24 protein-coding genes and 1 pseudogene are annotated in these 25119 nt (G+C 44.5%); 6 read left to right on the top strand and 19 right to left on the bottom strand.

The window, feature by feature from the left end; translation table 11 throughout:
• Nucleotides 1-16 precede the first annotated feature (16 nt).
• The 4 genes and pseudogenes from purB to F0261_RS02710 form a co-directional block, all read right to left on the bottom strand.
• Nucleotides 17-1384: an adenylosuccinate lyase gene (gene purB, locus F0261_RS02725; protein WP_014979196.1), complete on the bottom strand. Its 1368-nt coding sequence runs from the start codon at nt 1382-1384 to the stop codon at nt 17-19.
• A gap of 13 nt (nt 1385-1397) precedes the next feature.
• Nucleotides 1398-2024 carry a high frequency lysogenization protein HflD gene (gene hflD / locus F0261_RS02720; RefSeq protein ID WP_014979197.1) on the bottom strand — a complete coding sequence of 209 codons (627 nt, stop codon included), beginning with the start codon at nt 2022-2024 and terminating at the stop codon, nt 1398-1400.
• A 2-nt stretch (nt 2025-2026) separates the two neighbouring features.
• Nucleotides 2027-3133 (bottom strand): annotated as a pseudogene (mnmA, locus tag F0261_RS02715) (tRNA 2-thiouridine(34) synthase MnmA); the annotation flags it as partial.
• Between the two features lie 303 nt (nt 3134-3436).
• Nucleotides 3437-3979, bottom strand: coding sequence for an rRNA large subunit pseudouridine synthase E (locus tag F0261_RS02710; RefSeq protein ID WP_014979199.1), 543 nt, complete (start codon nt 3977-3979; stop codon nt 3437-3439).
• Nucleotides 3980-4490: 511 nt separating this feature from the next.
• On the opposite strand from F0261_RS02710, the gene F0261_RS02705 reads away from it, so the two are divergent.
• Nucleotides 4491-6710, top strand: coding sequence for an NADP-dependent isocitrate dehydrogenase (locus F0261_RS02705; RefSeq protein ID WP_014979200.1), 2220 nt, complete (start codon nt 4491-4493; stop codon nt 6708-6710).
• A gap of 479 nt (nt 6711-7189) precedes the next feature.
• Here F0261_RS02705 and cspD read toward each other — a convergent pair whose 3' ends face one another.
• Nucleotides 7190-7408 carry a cold shock domain-containing protein CspD gene (gene cspD, locus F0261_RS02700; RefSeq protein WP_014949330.1) on the bottom strand — a complete coding sequence of 73 codons (219 nt, stop codon included), beginning with the start codon at nt 7406-7408 and terminating at the stop codon, nt 7190-7192.
• A 243-nt stretch (nt 7409-7651) separates the two neighbouring features.
• Here cspD and clpS point away from each other — a divergent pair, with 243 nt between their 5' ends.
• Together clpS and clpA are read left to right on the top strand one after the other, a co-directional pair.
• Nucleotides 7652-7972 (top strand): ATP-dependent Clp protease adapter ClpS, encoded by a 321-nt coding sequence (clpS, locus tag F0261_RS02695; RefSeq protein ID WP_014949331.1) that lies wholly within the window; start codon nt 7652-7654, stop codon nt 7970-7972.
• 24 nt (nt 7973-7996) lie between these two features.
• Nucleotides 7997-10273, top strand: coding sequence for an ATP-dependent Clp protease ATP-binding subunit ClpA (clpA, locus tag F0261_RS02690; RefSeq protein ID WP_014976401.1), 2277 nt, complete (start codon nt 7997-7999; stop codon nt 10271-10273).
• 178 nt (nt 10274-10451) lie between these two features.
• On the opposite strand, the gene infA is transcribed toward clpA, so the two are convergent.
• The 4 genes from infA to trxB form a co-directional block, all read right to left on the bottom strand.
• Nucleotides 10452-10670 (bottom strand): translation initiation factor IF-1, encoded by a 219-nt coding sequence (gene infA / locus F0261_RS02685; protein ID WP_014949333.1) that lies wholly within the window; start codon nt 10668-10670, stop codon nt 10452-10454.
• A gap of 75 nt (nt 10671-10745) precedes the next feature.
• Nucleotides 10746-11468 carry an arginyltransferase gene (locus F0261_RS02680; protein ID WP_014949334.1) on the bottom strand — a complete coding sequence of 241 codons (723 nt, stop codon included), beginning with the start codon at nt 11466-11468 and terminating at the stop codon, nt 10746-10748.
• On the bottom strand, nt 11465-12211 hold the full coding sequence (aat, locus tag F0261_RS02675) for a leucyl/phenylalanyl-tRNA--protein transferase (RefSeq protein WP_171337164.1): 747 nt from the start codon (nt 12209-12211) through the stop codon (nt 11465-11467). Before aat ends, F0261_RS02680 begins: the two co-directional genes overlap by 4 nt.
• A gap of 49 nt (nt 12212-12260) precedes the next feature.
• Entirely contained in the window at nt 12261-13226 is a 966-nt protein-coding gene (trxB, locus tag F0261_RS02670) for a thioredoxin-disulfide reductase (protein WP_014949336.1), read from the bottom strand.
• A 537-nt stretch (nt 13227-13763) separates the two neighbouring features.
• On the opposite strand from trxB, the gene yfbV reads away from it, so the two are divergent.
• On the top strand, nt 13764-14213 hold the full coding sequence (gene yfbV / locus F0261_RS02665) for a terminus macrodomain insulation protein YfbV (protein ID WP_014979203.1): 450 nt from the start codon (nt 13764-13766) through the stop codon (nt 14211-14213).
• Between the two features lie 44 nt (nt 14214-14257).
• Here yfbV and F0261_RS02660 read toward each other — a convergent pair whose 3' ends face one another.
• The 3 genes from F0261_RS02660 to F0261_RS02650 form a co-directional block, all read right to left on the bottom strand.
• Nucleotides 14258-14734: a SprT family zinc-dependent metalloprotease gene (locus tag F0261_RS02660; RefSeq protein ID WP_171337171.1), complete on the bottom strand. Its 477-nt coding sequence runs from the start codon at nt 14732-14734 to the stop codon at nt 14258-14260.
• Nucleotides 14735-14820: 86 nt separating this feature from the next.
• Nucleotides 14821-16686 (bottom strand): signal peptide peptidase SppA, encoded by a 1866-nt coding sequence (gene sppA / locus F0261_RS02655; protein WP_014949339.1) that lies wholly within the window; start codon nt 16684-16686, stop codon nt 14821-14823.
• Between the two features lie 162 nt (nt 16687-16848).
• A complete protein-coding gene (locus F0261_RS02650) occupies nt 16849-17040 on the bottom strand; it encodes a hypothetical protein (RefSeq protein WP_171337163.1) in 192 nt (63 codons plus the stop codon).
• A 44-nt stretch (nt 17041-17084) separates the two neighbouring features.
• Between F0261_RS02650 and F0261_RS02645 the strand changes: the two genes are divergently transcribed.
• Nucleotides 17085-17696, top strand: coding sequence for a DoxX family protein (locus tag F0261_RS02645; protein WP_014979206.1), 612 nt, complete (start codon nt 17085-17087; stop codon nt 17694-17696).
• Nucleotides 17697-17865: 169 nt separating this feature from the next.
• A complete protein-coding gene (locus tag F0261_RS02640) occupies nt 17866-18417 on the top strand; it encodes an NAD(P)H nitroreductase (protein ID WP_014949342.1) in 552 nt (183 codons plus the stop codon).
• 100 nt (nt 18418-18517) lie between these two features.
• On the opposite strand, the gene F0261_RS02635 is transcribed toward F0261_RS02640, so the two are convergent.
• The 7 genes from F0261_RS02635 to F0261_RS02605 form a co-directional block, all read right to left on the bottom strand.
• Nucleotides 18518-19357, bottom strand: a complete 840-nt coding sequence (locus F0261_RS02635; protein WP_171337162.1) for a DUF2797 domain-containing protein — start codon at nt 19355-19357, stop codon at nt 18518-18520.
• Nucleotides 19358-19399: 42 nt separating this feature from the next.
• Nucleotides 19400-20407, bottom strand: coding sequence for an asparaginase (gene ansA / locus F0261_RS02630; protein ID WP_171337161.1), 1008 nt, complete (start codon nt 20405-20407; stop codon nt 19400-19402).
• 190 nt (nt 20408-20597) lie between these two features.
• The gene (lipA, locus tag F0261_RS02625) at nt 20598-21560 is read right to left on the bottom strand and encodes a lipoyl synthase (protein ID WP_014949345.1); all 963 of its coding nucleotides are present in this window, start codon (nt 21558-21560) and stop codon (nt 20598-20600) included.
• Nucleotides 21553-22224 (bottom strand): lipoyl(octanoyl) transferase LipB, encoded by a 672-nt coding sequence (lipB, locus tag F0261_RS02620; RefSeq protein WP_171337160.1) that lies wholly within the window; start codon nt 22222-22224, stop codon nt 21553-21555. Before lipB ends, lipA begins: the two co-directional genes overlap by 8 nt.
• Nucleotides 22225-22488, bottom strand: a complete 264-nt coding sequence (ybeD, locus tag F0261_RS02615) for a DUF493 family protein YbeD (RefSeq protein ID WP_014949347.1) — start codon at nt 22486-22488, stop codon at nt 22225-22227.
• A gap of 101 nt (nt 22489-22589) precedes the next feature.
• A complete protein-coding gene (locus tag F0261_RS02610; protein ID WP_014949348.1) occupies nt 22590-23774 on the bottom strand; it encodes a D-alanyl-D-alanine carboxypeptidase family protein in 1185 nt (394 codons plus the stop codon).
• A 318-nt stretch (nt 23775-24092) separates the two neighbouring features.
• Complete coding sequence (locus F0261_RS02605) at nt 24093-25115, bottom strand: septal ring lytic transglycosylase RlpA family protein (RefSeq protein WP_171337159.1); 1023 nt, start codon at nt 25113-25115, stop codon at nt 24093-24095.
• Between the last annotated feature and the right edge of the window lie 4 nt (nt 25116-25119).

Raw genomic sequence — 25119 nt, 5'->3', positions numbered from 1 at the left:
TGGAAAGCGTAAGAGCTTATAACTGATCTACAAGCCTGATTGCATCACCAATGTATGTAGCAGGCGTTAATGCCTTAAGCTCTGCTTTGGCCGTTTCTGGCATATCTAGGTTATCAATAAACTCAGCAATGACGTCAGCGTTTACTTTCTTACCACGGGTCAGCTCTTTTAGCTTCTCGTACGGCTTTTCAATACCGTAACGACGCATAACAGTTTGAATAGGCTCTGCAAGCAGTTCCCAATTGTTGTTTAGCTCGTTAAGTAAGCTTTGCTCGTTAACTTCTAACTTACTGATACCTTTCAAGGTAGCCTGATACGCAATAACTGCATAACCTACACCTACGCCAAGGTTACGTAGTACGGTTGAGTCAGTAAGGTCACGCTGCCAGCGAGAGATAGGAAGCTTAGCTGCTAAATGGTCAAAAATAGCGTTCGCCAGACCTAAGTTACCTTCCGAGTTTTCAAAGTCGATAGGGTTAACTTTGTGTGGCATGGTAGAAGAGCCGATTTCGCCAGCTACCGTTTTTTGCTTGAAGTGACCCAGTGCAATGTAACCCCAAACGTCACGGTCGAAATCGATAAGAATGGTGTTAAAGCGCGCAATGGCATCAAACATTTCTGCAATATAGTCATGCGGCTCTATTTGCGTAGTGAACGGGTTCCAGGTTAGACCTAGTGAGGTAACAAACTTCTCTGAAACTTCGTGCCAATCTACATCTTTATACGCTGACAAGTGTGCGTTGTAGTTGCCTACAGCACCGTTAATCTTACCAAGTAACTCAACACCTGCGATTTGGCTACGCTGACGCTTCAGGCGAATAGCCACGTTTGCCATTTCTTTACCCATGGTGGTAGGTGAAGCAGGCTGACCGTGAGTACGTGCCATCATAGGTACGTTCTGGTAGCGCTTAGCAAGCTCTACTAGCGCTTCAATTAATTTGTCACAGTAAGGAAGAATAACGGTCTCGCGGGCTTCGCGAAGCATTAAGCCATGTGAAAGGTTGTTGATGTCTTCAGACGTACACGCAAAGTGGATAAACTCATTTACCGCTGAAAGCTCACTATTGTCGGCAACCTTCTCTTTAAGAAAGTATTCAACCGCTTTCACATCGTGGTTTGTTGTGCGCTCGATTTCTTTGATGCGCATGGCATCTTCAACACTAAATTCAGCTACTATTTTGTCTAGTAGTGCATTTGACGTGTCTGTAAAAGCAGGAACTTCTTCAATTTGTGGGTTAGTAGACAGCATTTGTAACCAACGTACTTCTACTTCTACACGGTATTTTAATAAGCCGTACTCACTGAAAATACTGCGTAATTCTACGCTTTTGCCAGCATATCGACCATCGACAGGGGAAATTGCAGTTAACTGACTCAGTTCCACCTTAAGCTCCTCACTAGTTTATTAATCGTAGTGCTTTAACAGCACTGTTAAGAATGTGTTTGCGTTTAAATAAAATGTTTCTTCGTTTTCCACCCATCTGACGCCACATTACTGCAGCCCTAACACCTGCAAGCAAAAGCGCACGCACTTTATGCTGAGTAGCAGGTTGGCTTAAATAATCTGGGTTACCAGCTACCTGAATACGCGGTGCTAGCGGACTGATGATATCGCTGTAAATGCTCGCTAAAGAGGAGACTATTTGTGGGTTTTGGAAATCGATGTGAGCAAGCTGGCGCTGAACATGAGAAATACGTTCGCCCAGTTCCTGCATTGCTTTAGGCTTTCTCGCTAGCTTTCTTTCAAGGCCTAGAATACTAGCTACATAGCGGGTTAATTCCGTATCTTTTGTTGCTTGTTTGTCAGATAGCTGTGCTGCGAGTGTGGTGTAACCGGTTTTTAAGTTGGCGAGCTGGCCGAAGACCTGTTGAGGTGTTTCTGGGTCAGTAACCAGTATGCTCGATAAGCTGGCCTCTATAGCCTCGTTATCGGCAGAACCTCTTCTGGCAAGCTGCTGAACCAGCGCAGCAGCTTGACATACACCAGCAAGAGCTAGGTTATTTTCTATGTCGGTATCTAACATCAGCGAATATAACTCTCAATAATACCGCCGCCAAGGCAAACTTCTTCACTATAGAACACCGCTGACTGCCCCGGCGTTACCGCCTTCTGCGGCTCATCAAACATCACTTCAATGGTGTCGTCTTGAATTGGCGTTATTGTACATGGGATATCGGCCTGACGATAACGGGTTTTAACTACCGCGCGCACAGGCTCTGTAATCGTTTTTCTATCCACCCAGTGTAGCTGCTTTGCTACCAAGCCTTTCGAGTATAGGCGAGGGTGGTCGGCGCCTTGGCCCACAATAAGCACGTTGCGAGCAACATCTTTATCTACCACATACCAAGGGTCGTCACCGTATTTGGCTAATCCACCAATGTGTAAGCCTTTACGTTGACCTAGCGTGTGATACATCAAGCCTTCGTGTCGGCCAATTTCTTCGCCTTCTGCTGTTTCAATAACGCCAGGCTGAGCTGGAAGGTAACGAGCCAGGAAGTCTTTGAATTTGCGTTCACCAATAAAGCAAATCCCAGTAGAGTCTTTCTTATCATGAGTGATAAGACCTTGCTCCTCGGCAATTTTGCGAACTAATGGCTTTTCGATGTCACCCACAGGGAAGAGCGTTTTAGCAACGTGCTCTTCGCCTAATGTGTAAAGAAAGTAGCTCTGGTCTTTGTTGTTATCAAGACCGCGTAGCATTTTCCATTTACCGTCGACTTCTCGGCGACGAACATAGTGACCAGTAGCAATGTAGTCAGCGCCAAGGTCTTCTGCTGCAAATTCAAGAAACGCTTTAAACTTAATTTCTTTGTTGCACATAATATCTGGGTTTGGCGTACGGCCCGCTTTGTATTCCTCTAAGAAATACTCAAACACGTTATCCCAGTATTCTGCTGCAAAGTTAATGGTGTGCAGTTCAATGCCAAGTTTGTCAGCAACCGCTTGTGCATCTTTTAAATCTTCCGCTGCGGCACAGTATTCATCGTTGTCGTCTTCTTCCCAGTTTTTCATGAAAAGACCTTCAACCAGATAACCCTGTTGTTGGAGTAGGTAGGCTGAAACAGACGAGTCGACACCGCCGGACATTCCGACGATCACTTTTTTGCTGGCGTTAGATTCAATATCACTCACTATGGATTGCACACTCATTTGATTAATAAAAAAGAAACCGTATTTGTTAAATCAGTCACTTACAAATCAGCCCGTTTTCGAGGTCGCGGATTTTATCAGATTCCGATAGCTAATTCACATTTAATCCTTATCTGATTAAGTAATTAAATATGTGCCAAGCGGCGGTTGGCCTTTGCTGTAAAAAATTGTCTATATGCAAAGATGAACAGCAACCTTTAACAGCGCTAAAAATCCGTAACGTTTCGGTGCCTCTCTTAGTGTGGCCAAGGAAGGTGATTTCAAGTATTAGAAATTGAATTGCCTTTAAAAGTGAACGTAGCTGCCATTATCAATACCATCAATGGTCCAACTACCCACGCGATATCTGATGAGCCGAAGGGTGGGGTAGCCGACGTGCGCCGTCATACGTCGCACTTGTCTGTTTCTGCCTTCTGTAATGGTAATTTCTACCCAGCTAGTAGGGATCGACTGTCTAAAGCGTACGGGCGGATTCCGCGGCCACACGCTAGGTGCTTCCATGGCCTTTACTTTGGCGGGGCGAGTCATTCCATCTTTTAATTCTACGCCGTCACGCAGCGCCTGCATTGCTTTTTCGTCCATAATACCTTCAACTTGCACCCAATAGGTTTTGCTGGTTTTAGCTTTTGGGTTAGCAAGTTTATGCTGAAGCTTTCCGTCATTGGTGAGTACGAGAAGACCTTCCGAATCTCTGTCGAGTCGTCCTGCGGCATACACACCGGGAACATCAATATAGTCCTTTAGGGTTTCTCTACCGTCTGCATCAGTAAATTGAGAAAGAACTTGAAAGGGCTTATTAAAAAGCACCACTTTAGCGTTTGAAGACATATTACTTCCGCTTGTTTAAATTCAAAATTTCGGGGGGATTTTACGACAAATGACGATGCTTCGCATGGGAAAATCAACCGCAAATAGTGGTTTCCTCAATGAAGTTTGTCGATAAATTCGGTGATCTTATGAGTTAAGACAATGGTATGACTTGTAACTCAAACTTTCGACCCTATACTAATGGTCGCTCCCATTTTTATAAGAGAGCGCATCTGCATAATTATTAGACAGTTTTAGCAGTGATAAGCGGGCTTGCTTATACATCGTATCTCGAAATTGCGTACGACTAGGTAGTCGAGTGCAAAGCCATGAGATGCATATTGCTAACATAGGGAATTGAATAATATGTAGGGAAGAAAACAGCAAGTGACCTAGTGCTTATAAAAGCATAAGGTGGAAAACATCAAATACGTTTCGCAATGACTGTGGGCGTGACATGAACATGTTGCGGGTTGTTGCGACCTAATGGACTAAAGACGACAGTACCCTGTCGAGAAAATTGAGGTATATAATGACCAAGTCTAAGATCATCTACACGAAGACTGATGAAGCGCCAATGCTGGCGACTTACTCACTTCTTCCAATCATCCAGAAGTTTGCTGCGGCTGCAGATATCGACGTTGAGCTAAGCGATATTTCACTTGCTGCACGTGTTTTGGCAAATTTCCCTGAGTATCTTTCTGAAGAACAAAGAGTGCCAGACGCGCTAGCTGAACTGGGTGAGATGACCCAAGACCCGAACGCTAACATCATCAAGCTTCCAAACATCAGTGCCTCAATTCCACAGCTTCGTGCAACTATCAAAGAATTAAACGCAAAAGGCTTTAATGTACCAGCGTTCCCTGATTCACCTAAAACAGCTGAAGACGAAGAAATTCGCGAGCGTTACGGTAAAGTATTAGGTAGTGCGGTAAACCCTGTACTACGTGAAGGTAACTCGGACCGTCGTGCACCGACAGCGGTGAAGAACTATGCCCGCAAGCACCCGCATTCAATGGGTGAGTGGTCTCAAGCTTCTCGTTCGCACGTAGCGCACATGCGCGGTGGTGATTTCTACTCTGGTGAGAAATCAGTGACAGTTGAGAAAGACGGTCACGTTAGCATCGAATTTACGGGTAAAGATGGCAGCAAGAAAACCCTTAAACCGCGTGTAGATTTGCTAGCTGGCGAAGTTATCGACGGCATGTTTATGAGCAAAAAAGCGCTGTGTGAATTCTTCGAAGAGCAAATTGAAGATGCGAAAAACACAGGCATTCTTTTCTCACTACACGTAAAGGCGACCATGATGAAGGTGTCTCACCCAATCGTATTTGGTCACTGTGTAAAAGTATTCTACAAAGACCTATTCAACAAATGGGGTGACCTGTTTGAAGAGCTAGGTGTTAACCCTAACAACGGTCTTGGTAGCGTTTACGACAAAATTGCAAGCCTACCTGAGAGCCAACGCTCTGAAATTCAAAAAGATATCAACGCATGTTATGCCGACCGTCCGCCAATTGCGATGGTGAACTCTGACAAAGGTATCTCGAACCTTCACGTACCTAGTGACGTAATTGTTGATGCCTCTATGCCTGCAATGATCCGTAACTCTGGTCAAATGTGGGGACCAGATGGAAAGGCGCACGACACGAAAGCAGTTATTCCAGAAAGTACGTATGCAACCATTTACCAAGAAGTTATCAACTTCTGTAAAACGCATGGTGCATTCGACCCGACAACGATGGGTACAGTGCCTAACGTTGGTCTAATGGCGCAAAAAGCAGAAGAGTACGGTTCACACGACAAAACGTTTGAACTAGAAGCAGACGGTACTGTGTCGATTATTGACCAAGACGGCAATGTTCTTATCTCTCACGATGTTGAAGAAGGTGATATCTGGCGTATGTGTCAGGTGAAAGACGCACCTATTCAAGATTGGGTTAAGCTAGCGGTAACGCGTTCACGTCAATCTGGTATGCCTGCGGTATTCTGGCTAGATGACGAACGTGCTCACGATGCGCAACTTATCAAGAAAGTTGAAAAGTACCTACAAGACCATGATACCAACGGTCTAGACATTCAAATTATGTCTCCTGTACGCGCTATTCGCTACAGCATGGAACGTGCAATTCGCGGTCTGGATACCATTTCAGTAACGGGTAACGTACTTCGTGATTACCTTACTGATTTATTCCCAATCCTAGAGCTTGGTACCAGTGCTAAAATGCTATCAATTGTTCCGTTGATGGCTGGTGGTGGCCTTTATGAAACGGGCGCGGGCGGTAGTGCACCTAAGCACGTGCAACAGTTCGTTGAAGAAGGTCACTTGCGTTGGGACTCACTCGGTGAATTCCTGGCACTTGCTGTATCGCTAGAAGATGTTGCTATTAAGCACAGCAACACCAAAGCAAAAGTTATTGCTACTGCACTTGATAAAGCAACGGAAAAACTACTAAACAACGGTAAGTCTCCGCTTCGTAAAGCAGGTCAGTTGGACAACCGTGGTAGCCATGTTTACCTAGGTCTATACTGGGCTGAAGAAGTAGCGAACCAAACGGAAGACGCAGATCTAGCTGCGCAATTTAAGCCAGTGTATGAAGAGTTGTCTGCGAAAATTGACGACATCTTAGCTGAGATTGATGCAACGCAAGGTAGCGCGCAAGAAATTGGCGGTTACTACTACCCTGACGAAGACAAGCTTTTCGCAACCATGTCTCCAAGTAAGACATTAAAAGCTATCTTAGGCGCATAGTATTTTGTGTATGTGCGTTAGGCTTTTAGGTCTAGCGCATAGAATAGTATTCTCACACCTGGGAAGCTATTCTAAAACAACGTTTAAAAGCCCTCTCTTCAGACGAGAGGGCTTTTTTTATGTAGAACCACTATACCTGCGCTAACACGCCGCGATTACGAACATTTTAAACCTCGCTGAGTAGGCAATGGTCTACGCGGACGGGTATAAGGGCTAATAAGGGGTAGGGCGATATACCTTATGTTTTGGAAAGGAATGTATAAGCGGGAGATAAAAGGAACAGGAAAAAAGCTCGTTGATTGTCTGCTTTAAACTAGTACGCGACTTTAATACACAACGTTAAGATAACGTAATGCTTATTTTTGTGGGGAAAATTAAAACGCACTTATCCGCACAGGCACTTTACTGCACCTACACATTTTGAATGGCAAGAAAAGCAAAAGCCCGACGTAAAAGGTCAGGCTTTAAAAATTCTTTTCTTAACGCTCTGGTTCTTCTTTGAAGCCAATGTTCTCAGCGTGAAGACCTTTAGGCCCTTGCTGAACTTCGAACGTTACTTCTTGACCCGCTTTTAGCGAACGGTAGCCTTCCATTTGAATCGTAGAGTAATGCGCGAAAATATCTTCGCCGCCGTCCTCAGGAACGATAAATCCAAAACCCTTTGCGTTGTTAAACCATTTAACTTTGCCAACCGCCATACTTCGACTTCCTCTTAATCCTTGAACTCACGAGTATATGCCCCCATTATAGATCCGGAGACACGGTGGAAAGAGTATTGATTGTAGCTGCTACGCAGTAAGTTATGTCGTAGCTAACGTGCAATACTCAAGACCACTATACAAAATGTAGATTTTTTAACCATATTATGTCAAGGGCAAATGTGAATAAATTTATCCAAAAGTTTGTACACATATGTGCCATTAAACCACTATTATTAAGTTATGAGTAAAGACAACGCTATTAGTATCGAAAAGGAAAAACAGAAAGACGCGCAGCGACAGAAGCCGCAGCCGCCTCCCATGTATAAAGTGTTGTTGAACAATGACGACTATACACCGATGGATTTTGTCATTGAGGTACTCATGCAGTTTTTCAATATGGACGCTGAGAAAGCCAACCAACTTATGCTGACCGTTCATTATCAAGGAAAAGCCGTGTGTGGCATTTTTACTGCTGAGATAGCAGAGACAAAAGTGATGCAGGTTAATCAGTACGCACGCAAACATCAGCACCCGTTGATGTGCACGATGGAGCAGGCATAAGGTTTTTTGTAGAGGGCGAGCAATATGTTAAATAAAGAATTAGAACAAACGTTAAATAACGCGTTTGTATTTGCCAGAGAGCATCGTCATGAGTTTATGACGGTTGAGCACTTGTTGTTGGCATTGCTTGATAACTCAGCTGCTCGCGATGCGCTCAAAGCATGTGGTGCCGATATTGAGGCAATTAAAAGCGAACTGTTAGCTTTTGTTAAAGATACTACGCCTCTCATTTTAGATGACCAGTTAAACGAACGCGAAACTCAGCCCACGCTCGGTTTTCAGCGCGTGCTGCAGCGTGCGGTATTTCACGTTCAGTCATCTGGTAAGGACGAAGTCACTGGCGCCAATGTACTTGTTGCTATATTCAGCGAGCAAGAGTCTCAGGCCGTTTATATTCTTAAGAAGGCGGATGTAACGCGCTTGGATGTGGTGAACTTCATTAGCCATGGCGTAAGCAAAGCGGATGATGATGAGCCTGTAAACCCTGAAGCGTCGGAAGAGGCTGAAGCCGGCGAAGAAGGTGGCTCAGCATTAAGCAAATACGCAACTGACCTGAATCGTCACGCGAAAGACGGCAAAATAGACCCGTTGATTGGCCGCGATTCGGAAGTAGAGCGCACTATTCAAATTCTATGTCGTCGTCGCAAAAACAACCCGCTGCTTGTGGGTGAAGCGGGCGTAGGTAAAACGGCGATCGCAGAAGGCCTTGCATACAGAATCGTTAACGAAGACGTGCCTGATGTTATTGCTGAAAGTACCGTTTATTCACTGGATTTAGGTGGCCTTCTTGCTGGTACCAAATACCGTGGTGACTTTGAGAAGCGTTTGAAAGCAATTCTGAAAGAGCTTGGCAAAGACAAGAACGCCATTTTGTTTATTGATGAAATCCATACCATTATTGGCGCAGGCGCTGCGTCGGGCGGTGTAATGGATGCGTCAAATTTACTTAAGCCTAAGCTATCAAGCGGTGAACTACGCTGTATCGGCTCAACCACATATCAAGAATATCAAGGTATTTTTGAGAAAGACCGCGCCCTTGCACGTCGTTTCCAGAAAGTTGATGTTACTGAACCTAGCGTCAGCGATACCACAAAGATACTGCTTGGCCTTAAGAGTCGCTACGAAGAGCACCACAATGTGCGTTTCACACAAAAAGCGATTCAAGCTGCGGCGGAATTGTCGGCTAAATACATCAACGAGCGTCACCTTCCGGATAAAGCTATTGATGTAATGGATGAGGCGGGTGCAAGCCAACGTCTGTTGCCGCCTTCTAAGCGCAAAAAAACGATAGGTGTGGGCGACATTGAGCAAATTATTGCAAAAATGGCGCGTATCCCTGAGAAGTCTGTATCGGCTTCTGACAAAGAGGTGCTTAAGAACCTTGGCCGTAACCTTAAAATGGTCGTGTTTGGTCAGGATAAGGCTATAGAGACGCTTAATGACGCTATATTGCTATCACGTTCTGGACTTGGAGCTGAAGCAAAACCAATTGGTAGCTTCTTATTCGCCGGTCCAACTGGTGTTGGTAAAACAGAAGTAACCCAACAGCTGGCTAAAATCATGGGTGTTGAGCTTGTACGTTTTGATATGTCTGAGTACATGGAGCGTCATGCAGTTAGCCGGCTCATTGGTGCGCCTCCTGGTTACGTTGGTTTTGATCAAGGCGGTCTGTTAACAGATGCGGTAATCAAAAACCCGTACTCAGTAGTGCTGTTAGATGAAATTGAGAAAGCACATAGCGATATCTACAATATTCTTCTTCAGGTTATGGACCACGGTACGCTGACTGATAACAATGGACGTAAGGTTGACTTTAGAAACGTAGTGTTAGTGATGACCACCAACGCAGGTGTTCAAGAAACGGTACGTAAATCTATTGGCTTTAAGCAGCAAGATCACAGTCACGATGCGATGTCTGAAATCAATAAGGTGTTTACACCTGAATTCAGAAACCGCCTGGACGGTATTATTTGGTTTAACCATCTTGATCCTGAAATCATCTTGCAGGTGGTAGATAAGTTCATTATTGAGCTTCAGGCACAGCTTGACGTTAAAGGCGTGTCGCTAGAGGTCACCAGTGCAGCCCGTGCTTACATGGCTGAGAAAGGCTATGATAAGGCAATGGGAGCACGTCCTATGGCGCGCGTCATTAAAGATGACCTTAAGAAAGAATTGGCGAACGAGCTATTGTTTGGCGAGTTATCTAAAGGCGGAAACGTTAAAGTAGACTGCGTTGATGACAAACTTACCTTTGAGTACACAGGTGTAGGTGCAACGTCTGAAGAAGCAGAGCCAAGCTAATGTAAGAAAGTATGTAGCGCTAGGTAGTAAGACTAATGTTCTCTATCAAGCGCTATATCTTCGTTAGTAATTTTGGTTCTAAGCGATAGTGCTTCGAGGATGAAATAGCTAAAACCCAGATACGAAAAAGCCCGATCTTAATCGGGCTTTTTTTATGCGTTACCGCTTAAATGGCTCATTATCTTGCGCGATAAACGATACGACCTTTGGTCAAATCGTAAGGAGTCATCTCAACGGTGACCTTATCGCCAGTAAGAATACGGATATAGTTCTTACGCATTTTACCAGAGATGTGTGCAGTCACTACGTGACCGTTTTCTAGTTCAACGCGGAACATAGTGTTAGGTAGCGTGTCTAACACAGTACCTTCCATTTCAATACAATCTTCTTTTGCCATGTAAAGCAGTTACCTCAGTAATTCAAAATTTTTGCCGCGCAGACCTTACCCAATCTTGGGTTCGGTGTAAAGCAATTAAGTGGGTATTTTACTATTTTTGCTAAATAGATGCCATTCATTGTCACTAAACTGCTCAAATGGCAAAAATTTGTGTTTATAAGACATTTTTTGACAGCCCTCTACGTAATAGCCCAAATAAACATAGTGGTGGCCTAAACGCCTCGCTTCCTCAATTTGCATGAGTATCATCCATGTACCTAAAGACGCAGAGCTATAGTCAGGGTCGAAAAACGTGTAGAGTGCAGAGAGGGCACCCATATGTTCGTTAGCATCGACAACGTCAGTTACAGCCACTGCAATGAGCTTGTCGCCATCATAGGCCTCTAGGTAATGGGTTGTCATCCAATCACACAAAACGAAATTGTCGAACTGGGTTCGTGAAGGCGGATACATACTACCGTCGGCATGTCGCTCCGTAATGTAGCGTTCATACAACGGGTAGTACGTGCTTTTAGTTTCACTAACTAGCTGAACGCGAAACCCTTGGTTGGCCTTTAACAGCCTTTTTTGACTGCGAGAGGGGGTATAAGCATTCACCGGAATTCGCACCGACTTACACGCCTTGCAGGCGGGGCAGTGTGGACGGTAAATTTGTTCACCGCTTCGTCGAAATCCCACTTGAATAAGTTGCGAGTATCGCCACGCCTGAAAATCATTATTTTCGGCGTATACTAATAATTGCTCTTGCTCATCGGGCAAATAGCTACATGAAAATGATTGGGTTATACCAAACTTCACGGAGTAATCACTCTTGGCTTCCAACGATTAAGGTAGTCTTCTGACAGCCTACCGTCTTCCGTTAAAGTGTGGTTGTTGTTTTCCAGTTTTTCAATAAAGTTTTCACGGGATAACACATTCGCACCAAGGGATGCCAAATGTTCAGTAGGAAGCTGGCAATCAATAAAGGCCATATCGTGAGACTTCATGTGCTCAACCAACGCCATCATAGCAAGTTTTGACGTATTACTTTGCCGGTGAAACATCGATTCACCGCAATATACCTTGCCAATTCCAACGCCATATAGTCCACCCACCAGAGTTTCGCCGTCCCAAACTTCCACAGAGTGTGCTAAACCCAAACCATTGAGCTGCCGGTAAGCCCCAATCATGTCATCGGTAATCCATGTTTCGCTATTGAGTTCACCTGTGTTTGGGTTTTTACGAGGGGTTGATGAACAGGCTTCAATTACACGGTCGAACGCGTAATTTAACGTTACCGTGTATTTTTGTTTTCGAGCAAGCTTCTTAAGGCTTTTCGATGCGACAAAATTGTCGAGTTCAATAATGGCTCTGGGGTCGGGTGACCACCACAACAGCGGTTCGTCATCACTGAACCAAGGAAAAATGCCCTGTGAGTAGGCAGAAAATAAACGTGCAGGGCTGAGGTCGCCACCAAATGCTAGCAGGCCGTTAGGTTCGTCTAATGCAGTGTCGACTGGAGGGAAGGGCGCGCCTTCTTCGATGTAATGTAACGCTATCATAATCGGGCCAAAAAAAGCCCCACTGAACAGCAGGGCTTGGGAAACAGTACTAACCTTGTTCAGGCATCGTACCGTCTAAGTATTTTTCAGCATCTAGCGCCGCCATACACCCTGTACCTGCTGATGTAATGGCCTGACGATAAATATGATCGCTCACGTCACCTGCAGCAAACACACCTTCAACGCTTGTTTGCGTCGCATTGCCGTTTGTACCGCTGTTTACAACGATATAGCCATCTTTCATTTCAAGCTGCCCATCAAAGATATCGGTATTCGGTTTGTGACCGATAGCAACGAATAGACCCATAACATCAAGCTCTTCAGTGGCATCACTGTTCGTATCTTTAATACGGACTTTGGTTACACCCATTTCGTCACCGAGCACTTCATCTAGTGTACGGTTTAAGTGTAATACCACGTTACCGTTTTCTGCTTTATCACGAAGGCGTTGCTCAAGAATTTTTTCACTTCTAAAGCTATCTCTTCTGTGAATAACATGTACTTCTGATGCAATGTTTGAAAGGTAAAGCGCCTCTTCAACAGCGGTGTTACCACCACCAATTACCGCTACTTTTTGATTGCGGTAGAAGAAACCGTCACAGGTTGCACAAGCAGATACACCTTTACCCATAAACGCTTGCTCTGATTCAAGACCAAGGTATTTAGCTGAAGCACCTGTAGCAATGATTAGTGCGTCACACGTATAAGTACCGCTATCTCCGTAAAGCGTGAAAGGGCGCTTCGAAAAGTCGGTCTTATTGATGTGATCGAAAATAATTTCAGTATCGAACTTTTCAGCATGCTTTTGCATACGAACCATTAGATCAGGACCAGTAAGGCCTTCAGGATCGCCCGGCCAGTTTTCTACTTCTGTCGTGGTAGTAAGCTGTCCGCCTTGTTGAATACCAGTTAACAGTACAGGTTTAAGGTTTGCACGTGCAGCATAAACCGCTGCTGAATAACCTGCAGGGCCTGAACCCAAGATAAGTAGACGGACGTGTCTGCTTTCTGCCATTTTCCTCTCCAAATAATTCACCCAATAGGGTTACTTATAAAATTTCTCTTAGAAAGCTAGGTAGGGGCGAAAATCTGTAAATCAAGCTCAACACCTAGTTACTTTTATTATAGTAATTTGCCAGCGCAATATCTGCAGGTCGTTATTCACTTGCTTTAACAAAAGTAACAACAAAGCCATGCAGCACAATGTTTAGGCTTAAGCGCTATATGATGCCTTTAAGCGAGAAAAATGTCACTTAAAGATAGAATGAACTTATACCTTTTAATTATTAACGTACGGTGTATTAGTTACACAACGCCGATCTTCACAGCAGACCAAAAGGCAGCCGCCACATAACGAAACTTAATTAACTACAGTGCAATCGTATTTGATAAGATCGATGTTGATAGTTTATCGCTGTAATTACGTACTGATTTAGAAGAACCAGTTTGTATTAGCCAAAAAGCGGATTACAATTTAGTTATAACTATCGAATAATGACGTGAGTGATATCAGTATTAATGCTGATAGTAAGGTTTATCAAAGAGGTGAGTCATGTCTCAATCAATAATGACAATGTTGAAAAACGGTCAGCAGTACATGAAGACATGGCCTGTAAGAAAAGAACTCTATGCCTTTTTCCCAGAGTGTAGAGTTGTAGCAGCGACTAAGTTTGCAATTAAAACCATGCCGCCAGTGGCTATGGTTTCATGCGCGCTGCTCTATCAGAGTTTAGGCGCCGATTATCTACCTCAAACCATTACCATAGGTGCTTTCTTCTTAAGTCTGCCTATGCAAGGTTTGCTTTGGCTAGGACATCGCTCTGACCAATACCTTCCACCACAACTGAAAAGCTGGTATCAAGAAATCCACTCAAAAATGCGCTCGCAAGGTGTGGCTATGACCAATGCTAAATCAAAACCAAAATATAAAGAGCTAGCGCAACTTCTTAAGACAGCGTTTAACGATTTAGACAACGCATTTACTAAACACTGGTTTAATTAACAGCACGTATCCTGTAAATACCGCTCGCCAGACAGTGTCTTGGGTCAATAGGCTTTTAGGCTGTCAACGTCTGGTGCGCGAAGCAAGGCCTGACACTTCCTACATTTGTATTGTGCCCCTTTTAAAATATTATTGTGTCTGCGTGTACTTAGCGCATAAGTGTCACAGTCACACACATAATGAAAAGTGCGGGCTACCCGTTTCACGTCAAACTGATGGGTAGCATTAGGCGTGCAGTTAAATACGCTGCGCATTATCGACTGCCATTCTTTGCCGTGGGGCTGAACTCTGCCAAACAGAACCCATACCAACAAATGGCTGACTTCGTGTGGTACCACGTCACTTAAAAAGGCATCGATATTATCTTTAAACAGAAGTGGGTGAAAATTCACGCGGTTTTGCTGTAAAAACGCAGTGCCCGCATTTTTCCCCGACCGTCTAAAAGTGATGGTAGGGCGCTTGAACGTTTGCTTGAAGTATTGCTCTGCTTGCTCATAGCAATAAAAAACAGCGTCGGTAATAACGCGACGCTGTTCTTGAGTTAAGTCATTTGAAGCGATGTTGCTGCCTCTGTCTTTTTACTGTTTCTACTTATTTGCTGCGCGTATTATTTAACGTCACAAGGTAAACATAGCACGTAGGTACCTTTAGGGTCGTTTAGTTGGTTTACTAAACTGAACTCTTTAAGTACGCGCTTAAATTCATTTACCAGTGCAGAGTCGGCATGGGCAAATTGCCATTTGCCCACAAACGTCATTGCCTGGCCAAAAAATTCCTTCCAGAAAATTTCCTGGGCACTCAGCGTACGTTGTACGTAGAACGTATCATAATTTTCTAGCTCGGCGAGCTCGGCCGCTGCAACTACAGCATCGTCAACCGTACCAAGCTGGTCTACCAAGCCAAGTTCAATTGCATCTTCGCCAATCCACACGCGTCCTTGGGCAACACTATCCACTTCTTCTACCGACATACCACGAGCATTTGAAACCAACGACAAGAAGTTTCCGTAAGTGTTTTCAACGTTGCGCTGAAGAATCTGACCGAATTCTGGTGCTAGTGGACGCACAGTAGAGAAGCCTGCAAGCTCTGTAGAGCCCACACCGTCACTGTGAATACCTAAATAATCCAGTGAATTTTCGTAGGTCATAAACATACCAAACACGCCAATCGAGCCTGTAATTGTGCTAGGGCTTGCAATTATTCTATCGGTACTTGCTGCAATCCAATAACCGCCTGAAGCTGCATAGGTGCTCATAGAAGCAATAACGGGCTTACCTGCTTGTTGTAGCTGCAACACTTCCTGACGGATAATTTCAGAGGCGAATGCGCTGCCTCCAGGAGAATCAATCTGAAGAACCACTGCTTTTACGTTGTCATCAAGACGAGCCTTACGCAGAAGACGCGCAGTGCTGTCGCCACCTATAGTACCAGCTTTTTGATTACCGTCTAAGATGGTGCCCTTGGCAACTACAATCGCCACTTTATCCATGTCTGACTCGATAACCGGCATAGGCGGGTTAACAACTTTAAGATAGGTATTGAACGAAGTGAGGTTAACGCCGTGATTGTTTTCATCTTCACCGACTAACTCAGTAAGCTCCAATCTTACTTCTTCGCGGGTCTTCAATGCGTCTACCCAATTATTCTCAAGCGCATACTGTGCGAAATCGCCGCCTGCCGCTTCAAACTTTGCTAATAAACCTTCAAGGGTCTCGTCAAAGTTTGCTTCATCGATACCGCGAGCTGCTGCTACATCCGCTTTGTATTGCGCCCAGTAACCATCTAACCACTGTTTCTCCGCTTCTTTTGCTTCTTCAGACATATCATTTCGCATGATAGGCTCAACAGCAGATTTATAAGTACCAACCCGGAAGATATGCGTGGTTACTTTTAACTTTTCTAGCATGTCTTTGAAGTACATGCCATAACGGCCGTAGCCTTCAAACATTAACCCGCCCATTGGGTTCAGATAGATGCTATCAGCGTGTGCTGCCAAGTAATATTGGTCTTGGGAAAAGTAATCGCCAATGGCATAAACGGGCTTTTCAGATTCTTTAAATGCGTCAATAGCATTAGCTACGGTGCGCAACTTGTCTAAACCACCGCCGGTAAGACCTTGAAGGTCAAGAACCAAAGCTTTAATACGGCGATCCTTTTGCGCATTTTCAAGCACTTTCACTACATCGCGTACCAGTACTTCTGGGTTTTCAGGTTCACTGCCTAGCGATTCTTGTAAGAACTGTTCGAAAGGATCAATGCTTTCTTTTTCTATAACTAGCTTGCCGTTAAGCGTAAGAAACAAAGCACTGTCTTTGTTTACGGTAAACTGTTCATCGTCCTGACCAGTTATTGCGATTATCAATCCAACAAATATAACAATGAATATCAAATTAAAGAAAAGTTTGCGGGTGAAGTTCAGCACCGTCCACAAGCCAATAAACAAGGATTTAGTCCAATTTCCTTTGGCTGCCATTTTAATCACTACCTTTTTTTGAATTAACTAACCAGAGCAAGATAGATCAGGCATACCTTACTCACGTACTGCATTCTATTATGTTACCTAAATCGAGTAAGATCGCGAACTTAATTGTAATTTTTTGTGAGTGTCTTTGTTTTCGGCGACTTACGATGACTTTTATTCTGCGTTGTTTTTTTCGTCTTGTTCCAGCCACTTTCGAATGAGGGAGGCAATACGTTTGTGACTATCCTCGCTCATCGTCATAAGGAATTTTCCATTCTTTGCTTTATAGCCGGTTTTTCCATGGCCCTTTTTCATTAGTCGTAAAAACGGTGAGGGCTTATTTTCGCGCGATGAAATTTTTTTCATAAAGTGCCGTTCTTATTTCTTAATTACACAAAGTAGGCAAAACAATGACACACATTTACCAACAAATCGTAGCCCGACTGCAAGTGGCAGATGGCATTCCTTTACTTTTATTGCGCTTGTATTTAGCACCAGTGATGATACAGGCTGGCTGGAATAAAGCATCCAGTTTCGACAGTATTGTAGATTGGTTTGGTAACGATGATTATGGGCTTGGTTTACCAATGCCTTTGGTAATGGCGTTCTTAGCTACAGCCGCAGAACTCGTGGGTGGTGTTCTATTGTTATTGGGTGTATTGACGCGCTTGGTGAGTATTCCATTAATGGTAACCATGATAGTCGCTATGGTGAGTGTTCACGCTAAGAATGGATGGCTCGCTATTGCTGATGCGTCTTCATGGCTAGCCGACGGTACAATTTTACTGAATGAAAACATTATGGCTGCGCCAGAAAAGCTTGCGGCAGCTAAATCATTGTTACAAGAGCATGGCCATTATGACTGGCTTACATCCAGCGGTAACTTTGTGGTACTTAACAACGGCATCGAATTCGCTGCGACCTATTTTATTATGCTTTTAGTTTTGTTTATCTATGGTGGTGGACGCTTCTTTAGTGTCGATTACTATGTGAATAAAGCCATGCGTTCTAAAAGTCATTAGGGGCGCTCCATTTACTGTACAAAAGGCCGGAATTTTCTGGTCTTTTTCGTTTATGAACCGTAGGATCTAGCATTCAGGTTAGGTAAATTATTGTTGTTGGCACGCTTTTCTCGATTATGAAAATCGAAGCGTGATAACAGCAACGCGAAAAAATAAAGTAGGGACGTAAATGGACGCATTAACATTGTTACTCAACAGAAGTTCTCAGCCTCGATTGGAAGCGCCAGCACCTAGTGGTGATGCCTTAGAGAATATTATGCAGGCTGCACTACGTGCCCCAGACCATGCTTGTCTTACTCCGTGGCGTTTTATTGTGTGCACAGGAAAAGGGCTGGATAAGCTAGGTGCACTCTATGAGCAATCCGCTATTGAAAATGAAAAGTCGCAGAAAGAAATTGAACGTGCCGTGCAGCTTCCTCACCGCGCACCTATGGTTATCGTAGCCATCGCAAAGCATGTGGAACATGAAAAGGTACCGCGTGTTGAGCAGATAGCGTCGGCAAGCTGTGGCGTGATGGCGATGCAAATGGCAGCAGTAGCACAAGGGTTTAACGGCATGTGGCGCACCGGTGGCTACGCACACTGTGAGACGGTAAGAAACGGATTAGGTTTAAGTGAAGAAGACGAGCTGGTAGGTTTCTTATATTTAGGAACACCAGCATTTGAGCCTGCACCTAAACCGCAAAGAAATAGTAACGACTACTTTGAATTCTGGCAGTAGTTGATACCTATTCGAATAAACTACCGCATTAGAAAGCTAGCGGCGGGTAATAGGGGTCTTATTTTTATAAGTAAGTTAAAATAAGACCCTAACATTTAACTTAGAAAGATAGGTCTACATTATAACCAGCGAACTTCCTGATATTAATAACGCGATCGCCATCTAGCATCCAGTATTGCCCCTTGATACCTTGCAATACACCAGTAAATGACGGTGTCTTATCTAAGTTTAAAGATTTTATCTTTATCGGATAATCTTCAACAGGGTAATGAATATCATGGATAGGCGTAGTCACTTCTGATACTGCTTGAAGCCCTTTTTCTTGCTTCAGCGCTTCTAGCTCACTTTCAATTTTATTCATTAATTCGGTTTTGACCTGTTCTAAATCAACCTCGTCAGGTTTGCCCTTTAACATTGTTCGCCAATTGGTTTTATCTGCAATGTGATCCTTGCATAACGTTTCAACCAAACCACTGGTAAGCCTGTCAGGAACTCGCAGCATTACGGTAGCTTGCGTAGCTCCTTGATCCATCCATCGTGTAGACACGCCTTCGGTGACTTGACGAGTAATGCCCACTTTTACCGTACCTGTGTTAGCCAAATAAACAAAATGCTCGCTAAAGCAATGTTCTTCACCCCACTGAGGTTCTCTGCACGTCCCTTCGTGGTAATGGCACTTTTCTGGCTTAATAATGCAGCTATCGCATTGTGCCAGCGATATCAAACACGGGTAGCAGTATCCTTGGTTGAAGCTTTTTTTGGTTTTGCGGTTGCAGTGAACACAGTTGATTTCACCAGAGTAGGTTACCGTTACTTCCTTGCCGATAAGAGAATTGATATCTACCAACTCATCACCAATTGGAAGCGAGTAGTGCACGGTATTGTTTTCATCGGCGGAGGTACGCATTTTTTTAAGCATACCCGAATATGTTGTTGTCACTTGTTGAAACCTTTTTCTTAAAAACTTTATTTGTAACGACTGTTAGTCGCTTAATTCGCCGCGCAAGTTTTGCGTTAATAGATGGATTATTTCCTCAAAAGGAAGCCCTTTACTTAATAAGTAGTGCAGTTTCGCGAGGGCAGCCTCGGGCGTCATATCGCTACCCGATAAAACTCCTACTTCTTGTAGGCCATGGCCAGTGGCATAGCCACCCATGTTTACGCGACCGCGCATACACTGGGTACAATTCACAACAGGAATTTCTCTGGCTTTAGCGTATTTTAACTGTGCAATAAGCTCAGGGTTCTGAGGTGCATTGCCCACACCATAGCTCAGTAAAATCAGTGCATTTACCGGCTGCTGCAGCGTGTTTTTAATGACCTCTGGCGCAATACCGGGATACAAACTTACCATGCCGATCGGTTGGGCTTTAACGTTCGACACCGTTAAGGTGTTATTTGGCGTCTTCGCTAATTCGCCGGCTTTCAGACGAATATTAATGCCAGCTTCTAACAGTGGAGGAAAGTTAGGGGAGTCAAAGGCACTGAACCCATCTGCATCTACTTTACGGCTGCGGTTGCCGCGAAGTAGTCTGTTGTTGAAGAACAGTCCGACTTCGGCAATGGGGAAGTTCGCGGCAACGTATAACGCGTTTAGAAGGTTGACTTGACCATCTGAGCGAAGCTCTGCCAGTGGAATTTGAGAACCGGTAACAATGACAGGTTTTGACAAATCCTCAAGCATGAAACTCAACGCCGAAGCGGTGTATGCCATGGTGTCTGTACCGTGCAAAATAATGAAGCCATCGTACTTGTCGTAGTTGTCGGCGATATCATCGGCAATACGCTGCCAGTCAGACGGATCCATGTCTGATGAATCGATAAGGTTATCGTATTCATGCAGTGTAAAAAGGGGCATTTCAGAACGGTGAAACTCCGGCATCTTTTTCAGTGTGTCTGACAAGAAGCCTGCAGCGGGTACGTAGCCTTGTTTAGACGGCTTCATACCAATAGTTCCACCTGTATAGGCAATGTATATATGTTTGCGCATGAAATGACCTTACCCTTAATTTGGGAATACTTTTCAAAAGGGGATAGCGTAATTTGACGGGCATTCTAACAATACCCACGGGTTTGTCACCCTGAAATACGAAGGCACAAAAAAGCGGTGAAGATCACCGCTTTTATTCTGTATCAACTTTTTAGCAACTCTAGGCTGAGCCCTATGCTGAAGTTCGGTACTACTTAACTTCTTTACCCGCTGCTTGTTGGTCTGCATGGTAGCTAGAGCGGACCATAGGGCCACATGCTGCATGGGTGAAGCCAATTTCTTTTGCGTAGTCACCAAGGGCGTCGAATTCCTTAGGGTGTACGTAGCGCTTAACCGGGTAGTGGTGACGGCTTGGCTGAAGGTATTGACCCAGCGTAAGCATGTCCACATTGTGAGCGCGCAGATCATCAAGTACGCCTTGAATTTCTTCGTTCTCTTCGCCCATACCCATCATCAGACCAGATTTGGTCATCACGTCAGGGTGTTGCGCTTTAAACTTCTTAAGCAAATCCAACGACCATTGGTAATTCGCGCCAGGGCGACATTCACGGTATAAACGCGGGATCGTCTCTAAGTTGTGGTTGAACACATCAGGCACGCCGTTTTTGAAAATCTCAAGTGCACGATCCATACGTCCACGAAAATCGGGTACTAATACTTCGATTGTCGTTGTTGGACTGTGTTCGCGAATGGCGTTAATACAATCTACGAAATGCTGAGCACCGCCATCGCGAAGGTCGTCACGGTCAACAGAAGTAATAACCACATAGCGCAAGTTCATTTCTGCAATGGTTTTAGCCAGCTTCTCTGGCTCTTCTGCGCTCGGAGGCAGTGGCTTACCGTGGGCTACGTCACAGAAAGGACAACGACGGGTACAAATATCACCAAGAATCATAAAGGTGGCTGTACCGTGGTTGAAACACTCGGCAAGGTTAGGACAACTCGCTTCTTCACACACAGAGTGAAGGTTGTTTTTGCGAAGTGTCTGTTTGATGTGATCAATTTTCTCGGTAGTACGAGGAAGCTTGATTTTAATCCACTCCGGCTTGCGCAGCATTTCTTCCTTTTCTGTAGGAATAATAGTGACGGGAATGTGTTTTACTTTTTCATCATCACGGAGTTTTATCCCCGCTTGAGGTCGTGCATTACTCATCAAAACCTTCTTTGTATGTTGGCTGTGCAATGGAAAGCGCTTCTAGCAACAAATGCGTTAATTCATTACCAGCGGTCTCAAGCGTAGTTGGACCATTGAGGCGCGCGGTATCGATCATTTCCATACCGGCATAACCGCAAGGGTTAATACGCTGAAACGGTGTTAGGTCCATATTAACATTTAAAGCTAAGCCATGAAACGAGCAGCCATTACGTATTCTTAAACCTAATGAACAAACTTTCTTCTCATCGACGTATACGCCAGGCGCATCGGGCTTTGGATACGCGGTTACGCCGTATTTTCCAAGTAGTCCGACCACCGCTTCTTCCATAGCAGTGACTAAATGGCGAACACCTAGCTTTCTGCGCTTTATGTTTAGCATCAGATAAATCACTTGTTGGCCTGGACCGTGATAGGTCACTTGGCCACCTCGGTCAACCTGAACAACAGGAATATCACCAGGCATAAGTATGTGTTCAGCTTTGCCTGCTTGTCCTTGCGTAAAGACGGCATCGTGTTCAACAAGCCAAATTTCATCTTGGGTGTTTTGGTCTCGCTCATCGGTGAAGCTTTTCATTGCCTCGAAGATAGGCTCATACGGCTGACGCCCTAACTGACGCACTATAACGCCGTTTGCGTCAGACGCTATCGACTGCTCATTCACTTAAAGTACAACCCTAACTAGCTCTAATTTGGCAAGTTCAGTGTAAATGGTTTCCATGTGCTCTTTGCTGGTTACACGCACACTGATAGAAACCGAGTGGTAAGTACCTTTACTACTTGGTTTTACGTTAGGCGAGTAATCACCTGGCGCGTGTTGCTGAAGGCAGCTCACTACCTGTTGAGGTAGGTCTTCATGAGCAACGCCCATGACTTTAAACGTTTGGTTTGTTGGAAAATCTAGTAATTCGTCAAAACGGGTATCCATGCGATATCCTTGGTACTTAAAATATCATATAAAAAAACGGCCAGATTGTAACAAATCTGGCCGCTTCACAACTAGCTTTTTAACGTATTCAGTAAAGGTGTTTACTCGTCGTCAAATCCTAGCTGAAGCATAATGTAGTCTTTCATGCGATTAAAGAAGCTGCCTTCTTTTACTTCTTGAAGGGTAACAAGGGGATAGCTAGCCACATCTTCACCGTCTAGTTGTAGATAAAGTTTTCCAACAACCTGACCTTTTGCAAGTGGTGCTTCAAGCTTGTCATCAAGTTCGAAGTTAGCTTCTAAATTAGCCGCCTGACCGCGTGGAATAGTAATGGGGGTAGATTGATTAATTCCAAGGTCTACTGTCTCTCTATCACCCATATAGATGCGGTGAGCAACGAAACTATGACCAGCTTGGTATGGCGTAAGTGTTTCGTAAAAACGGAAGCCATACTTAAGTAGCTTTTTGTTTTCAACTTTACGTGCACGTTCGCTATCAGTCCCCATAACTACAGAGATTAGACGCATACCGCCTTGCTCTGCAGAAGTGATTAGGCTGTAGCCCGCATCAGACGTGTGGCCAGTTTTAATGCCATCAACGTTTAAGCTTTTGTCCCACAACAGGCTATTGCGGTTGTATTGCTTAATGCCGTTGTAGGTGAATTCCTTCTCGCTATAAATCTTGTACATTTCTGGCGTTTCTGCGATAAGCGCGCGAGACAGAATCGCCATGTCACGAGGGGTAGTGTAGTGGTCAGGGTCGTGAAGACCGTGAGCATTAACCCAGTGAGAACCACTCATGCCAAGTGATGCCGTGTGTGCATTCATCATGCTGGCAAAAGCAGATTCTGAACCTGCTACGTGTTCTGCCATAGCTACACAGGCGTCGTTACCTGACTGCACAACAATGCCACGTAGTAAGTCACGTACTGAAACTTGTGTACCTACTTCAATAAACATTTTTGACGAGTCAGGGAATTTCTTCGCCCATGCGTTTTCCGAGATAGTCACTTCGTCGTCTAAGCTGATGTTACCGGCCTGTAATTCTTTGCCAATAACATAAATAGTCATTATTTTCGTCAAGCTCGCAGGAGCAAGCTGCATGTCCGCATTTTTAGATGCAATCACATGACCCGTTTCAAAGTCGGTTAAAAGAAAACCTTCTGCGGCAACTGAAGGAGCAGGCGGAGTGACTACGGCAGCATTTGCTGTGTGTAGTAATGTGCCTATCACCAAAAAGGCAAATGAAAGTAATGACGGTTTAGCGCGTTGAATTATTCTGAGCATGGTTCTAATTTCTTTGACCGTTTTATCCGTGTGAGTTAAAGCTTACCCTATTGTTGCGATGACCGCGAAACGATGACCGCAAAACATGGCTACCCAATTTTAGCTTTTGTCCAGTTCGTAACCGAATTCTGTTGTTTCACCTACTTATTAGCTGAGGTGACGAGAGATCTTAACGAAAGGCTGCTTATAAGACTAGGTTTTATCAAAAAAGTTTACGTGATTGTAGGTATTAGGCGAAGAAACCGTGATATTGCCTGCTGAATGACACAATGCTGCCACAATGTCGTTGTTTTTATGAGCGTGCGACAACCCAACTAACTACATGGTCTGCGTAATCGCGTAAGCGTTGGGATAGCCATTTTGCTTTAATTGTTCAAGAACCTCCGCGACGACTGCTTCATCGTGGATAGGGCCTAACTGTAGTTTATAAATGTTATCTGCTACTGGCAGGTGAGCGGGAATTTGATATAACGCCGATAGCACGTTAGAGATAGATTTTGCTTTCTCGGCGTTTGAAAGCGCAGCAACTTGAATATAAATCGCATCACTTACCGCGTTGCTACTTTTCTCACTGCTGCTTGAGTTGGTATCCGCGGTGTTCGAAGAGGGGGCTAATGGCGGGGTGGGTGAAGTTGCTGCCATGGCCGGTGCGGGTACTACCGCAATACCCAAGTATTCATCGTAAGTAACAGTTGGACTGTTTCCCACCGTCACATTGTTTTGTTCGTCAAAGTGGATAACTTCAAGTTTGACTCGCGCTGTGCCTTTGCTGTGGTAGCCTAGTTTTACTGCGGCTGCATACGACAAATCGATAATTCTATCATCGTGAAAAGGGCCTCGGTCGTTAACGCGGACGATCGCTTGTTTGTTATTTTCCAAGTTAGTAACACGCACGTAAGAGGGCAGTGGCAATGTTTTGTGAGCCGCGCTCATGGCAAACATATTGTAAGTTTCGCCATTTGAGGTTAAGTGACCGTGAAACTTTTGGCCATACCAACTGGCGTAGCCGACCTCTTCATAGCCCTTACCACTATCCATTGGCGTGTAGTGCTTGCCCAGTACCTTGTAGGGCCTGCTGTTAAACATGCGGTAGGCTTCGTATTTTGGTACAGCATCAAGTGTTTCTGGTTTCTTGGCAACGTGCTTAGGCGCTGAGTCTTGCTTTTGAGTATAGCGACCAGATTGTGTAGGTGCACTTTGGCATCCCACTAATGCCAAAACTATTAAAACAGCTGAGCCATAGCGAAAGAACTGTCCGTTTGCCAGATTCTGGTTAACAAGACCCGCATTAACTAAACCCGCTTTTACAAAATCAAGTACCGAAAAAAGGCGCTGCAACATACAA

It is taken from the genome of Alteromonas sp. 07-89-2 (assembly GCF_013113925.1).
In the GTDB taxonomy this organism is placed as follows: Bacteria; Pseudomonadota; Gammaproteobacteria; order Enterobacterales; family Alteromonadaceae; genus Alteromonas; species Alteromonas macleodii.
Note: the sequence above shows the minus strand (reverse complement) of the source record. Positions and strands in the feature narration are given on the sequence as shown.

Excerpts from the sequence above, each read along its gene's own strand:
- hflD (WP_014979197.1), bottom strand. The coding sequence starts at position 2,024 with ATGTTAGATACCGACATAGAAAATAACCTAGCTCTTGCTGGTGTATGT.
- F0261_RS02710 (WP_014979199.1), bottom strand. The coding sequence starts at position 3,979 with ATGTCTTCAAACGCTAAAGTGGTGCTTTTTAATAAGCCCTTTCAAGTT.
- F0261_RS02705 (WP_014979200.1), top strand. The coding sequence starts at position 4,491 with ATGACCAAGTCTAAGATCATCTACACGAAGACTGATGAAGCGCCAATG.
- cspD (WP_014949330.1), bottom strand. The coding sequence starts at position 7,408 with ATGGCGGTTGGCAAAGTTAAATGGTTTAACAACGCAAAGGGTTTTGGA.
- clpS (WP_014949331.1), top strand. The coding sequence starts at position 7,652 with ATGAGTAAAGACAACGCTATTAGTATCGAAAAGGAAAAACAGAAAGAC.
- clpA (WP_014976401.1), top strand. The coding sequence starts at position 7,997 with ATGTTAAATAAAGAATTAGAACAAACGTTAAATAACGCGTTTGTATTT.
- infA (WP_014949333.1), bottom strand. The coding sequence starts at position 10,670 with ATGGCAAAAGAAGATTGTATTGAAATGGAAGGTACTGTGTTAGACACG.
- aat (WP_171337164.1), bottom strand. The coding sequence starts at position 12,211 with ATGATAGCGTTACATTACATCGAAGAAGGCGCGCCCTTCCCTCCAGTC.
- trxB (WP_014949336.1), bottom strand. The coding sequence starts at position 13,226 with ATGGCAGAAAGCAGACACGTCCGTCTACTTATCTTGGGTTCAGGCCCT.
- yfbV (WP_014979203.1), top strand. The coding sequence starts at position 13,764 with ATGTCTCAATCAATAATGACAATGTTGAAAAACGGTCAGCAGTACATG.
- sppA (WP_014949339.1), bottom strand. The coding sequence starts at position 16,686 with ATGGCAGCCAAAGGAAATTGGACTAAATCCTTGTTTATTGGCTTGTGG.
- F0261_RS02650 (WP_171337163.1), bottom strand. The coding sequence starts at position 17,040 with ATGAAAAAAATTTCATCGCGCGAAAATAAGCCCTCACCGTTTTTACGA.
- F0261_RS02645 (WP_014979206.1), top strand. The coding sequence starts at position 17,085 with ATGACACACATTTACCAACAAATCGTAGCCCGACTGCAAGTGGCAGAT.
- F0261_RS02640 (WP_014949342.1), top strand. The coding sequence starts at position 17,866 with ATGGACGCATTAACATTGTTACTCAACAGAAGTTCTCAGCCTCGATTG.
- ansA (WP_171337161.1), bottom strand. The coding sequence starts at position 20,407 with ATGCGCAAACATATATACATTGCCTATACAGGTGGAACTATTGGTATG.
- lipA (WP_014949345.1), bottom strand. The coding sequence starts at position 21,560 with ATGAGTAATGCACGACCTCAAGCGGGGATAAAACTCCGTGATGATGAA.
- ybeD (WP_014949347.1), bottom strand. The coding sequence starts at position 22,488 with ATGGATACCCGTTTTGACGAATTACTAGATTTTCCAACAAACCAAACG.
- F0261_RS02610 (WP_014949348.1), bottom strand. The coding sequence starts at position 23,774 with ATGCTCAGAATAATTCAACGCGCTAAACCGTCATTACTTTCATTTGCC.
- F0261_RS02605 (WP_171337159.1), bottom strand. The coding sequence starts at position 25,115 with ATGTTGCAGCGCCTTTTTTCGGTACTTGATTTTGTAAAAGCGGGTTTA.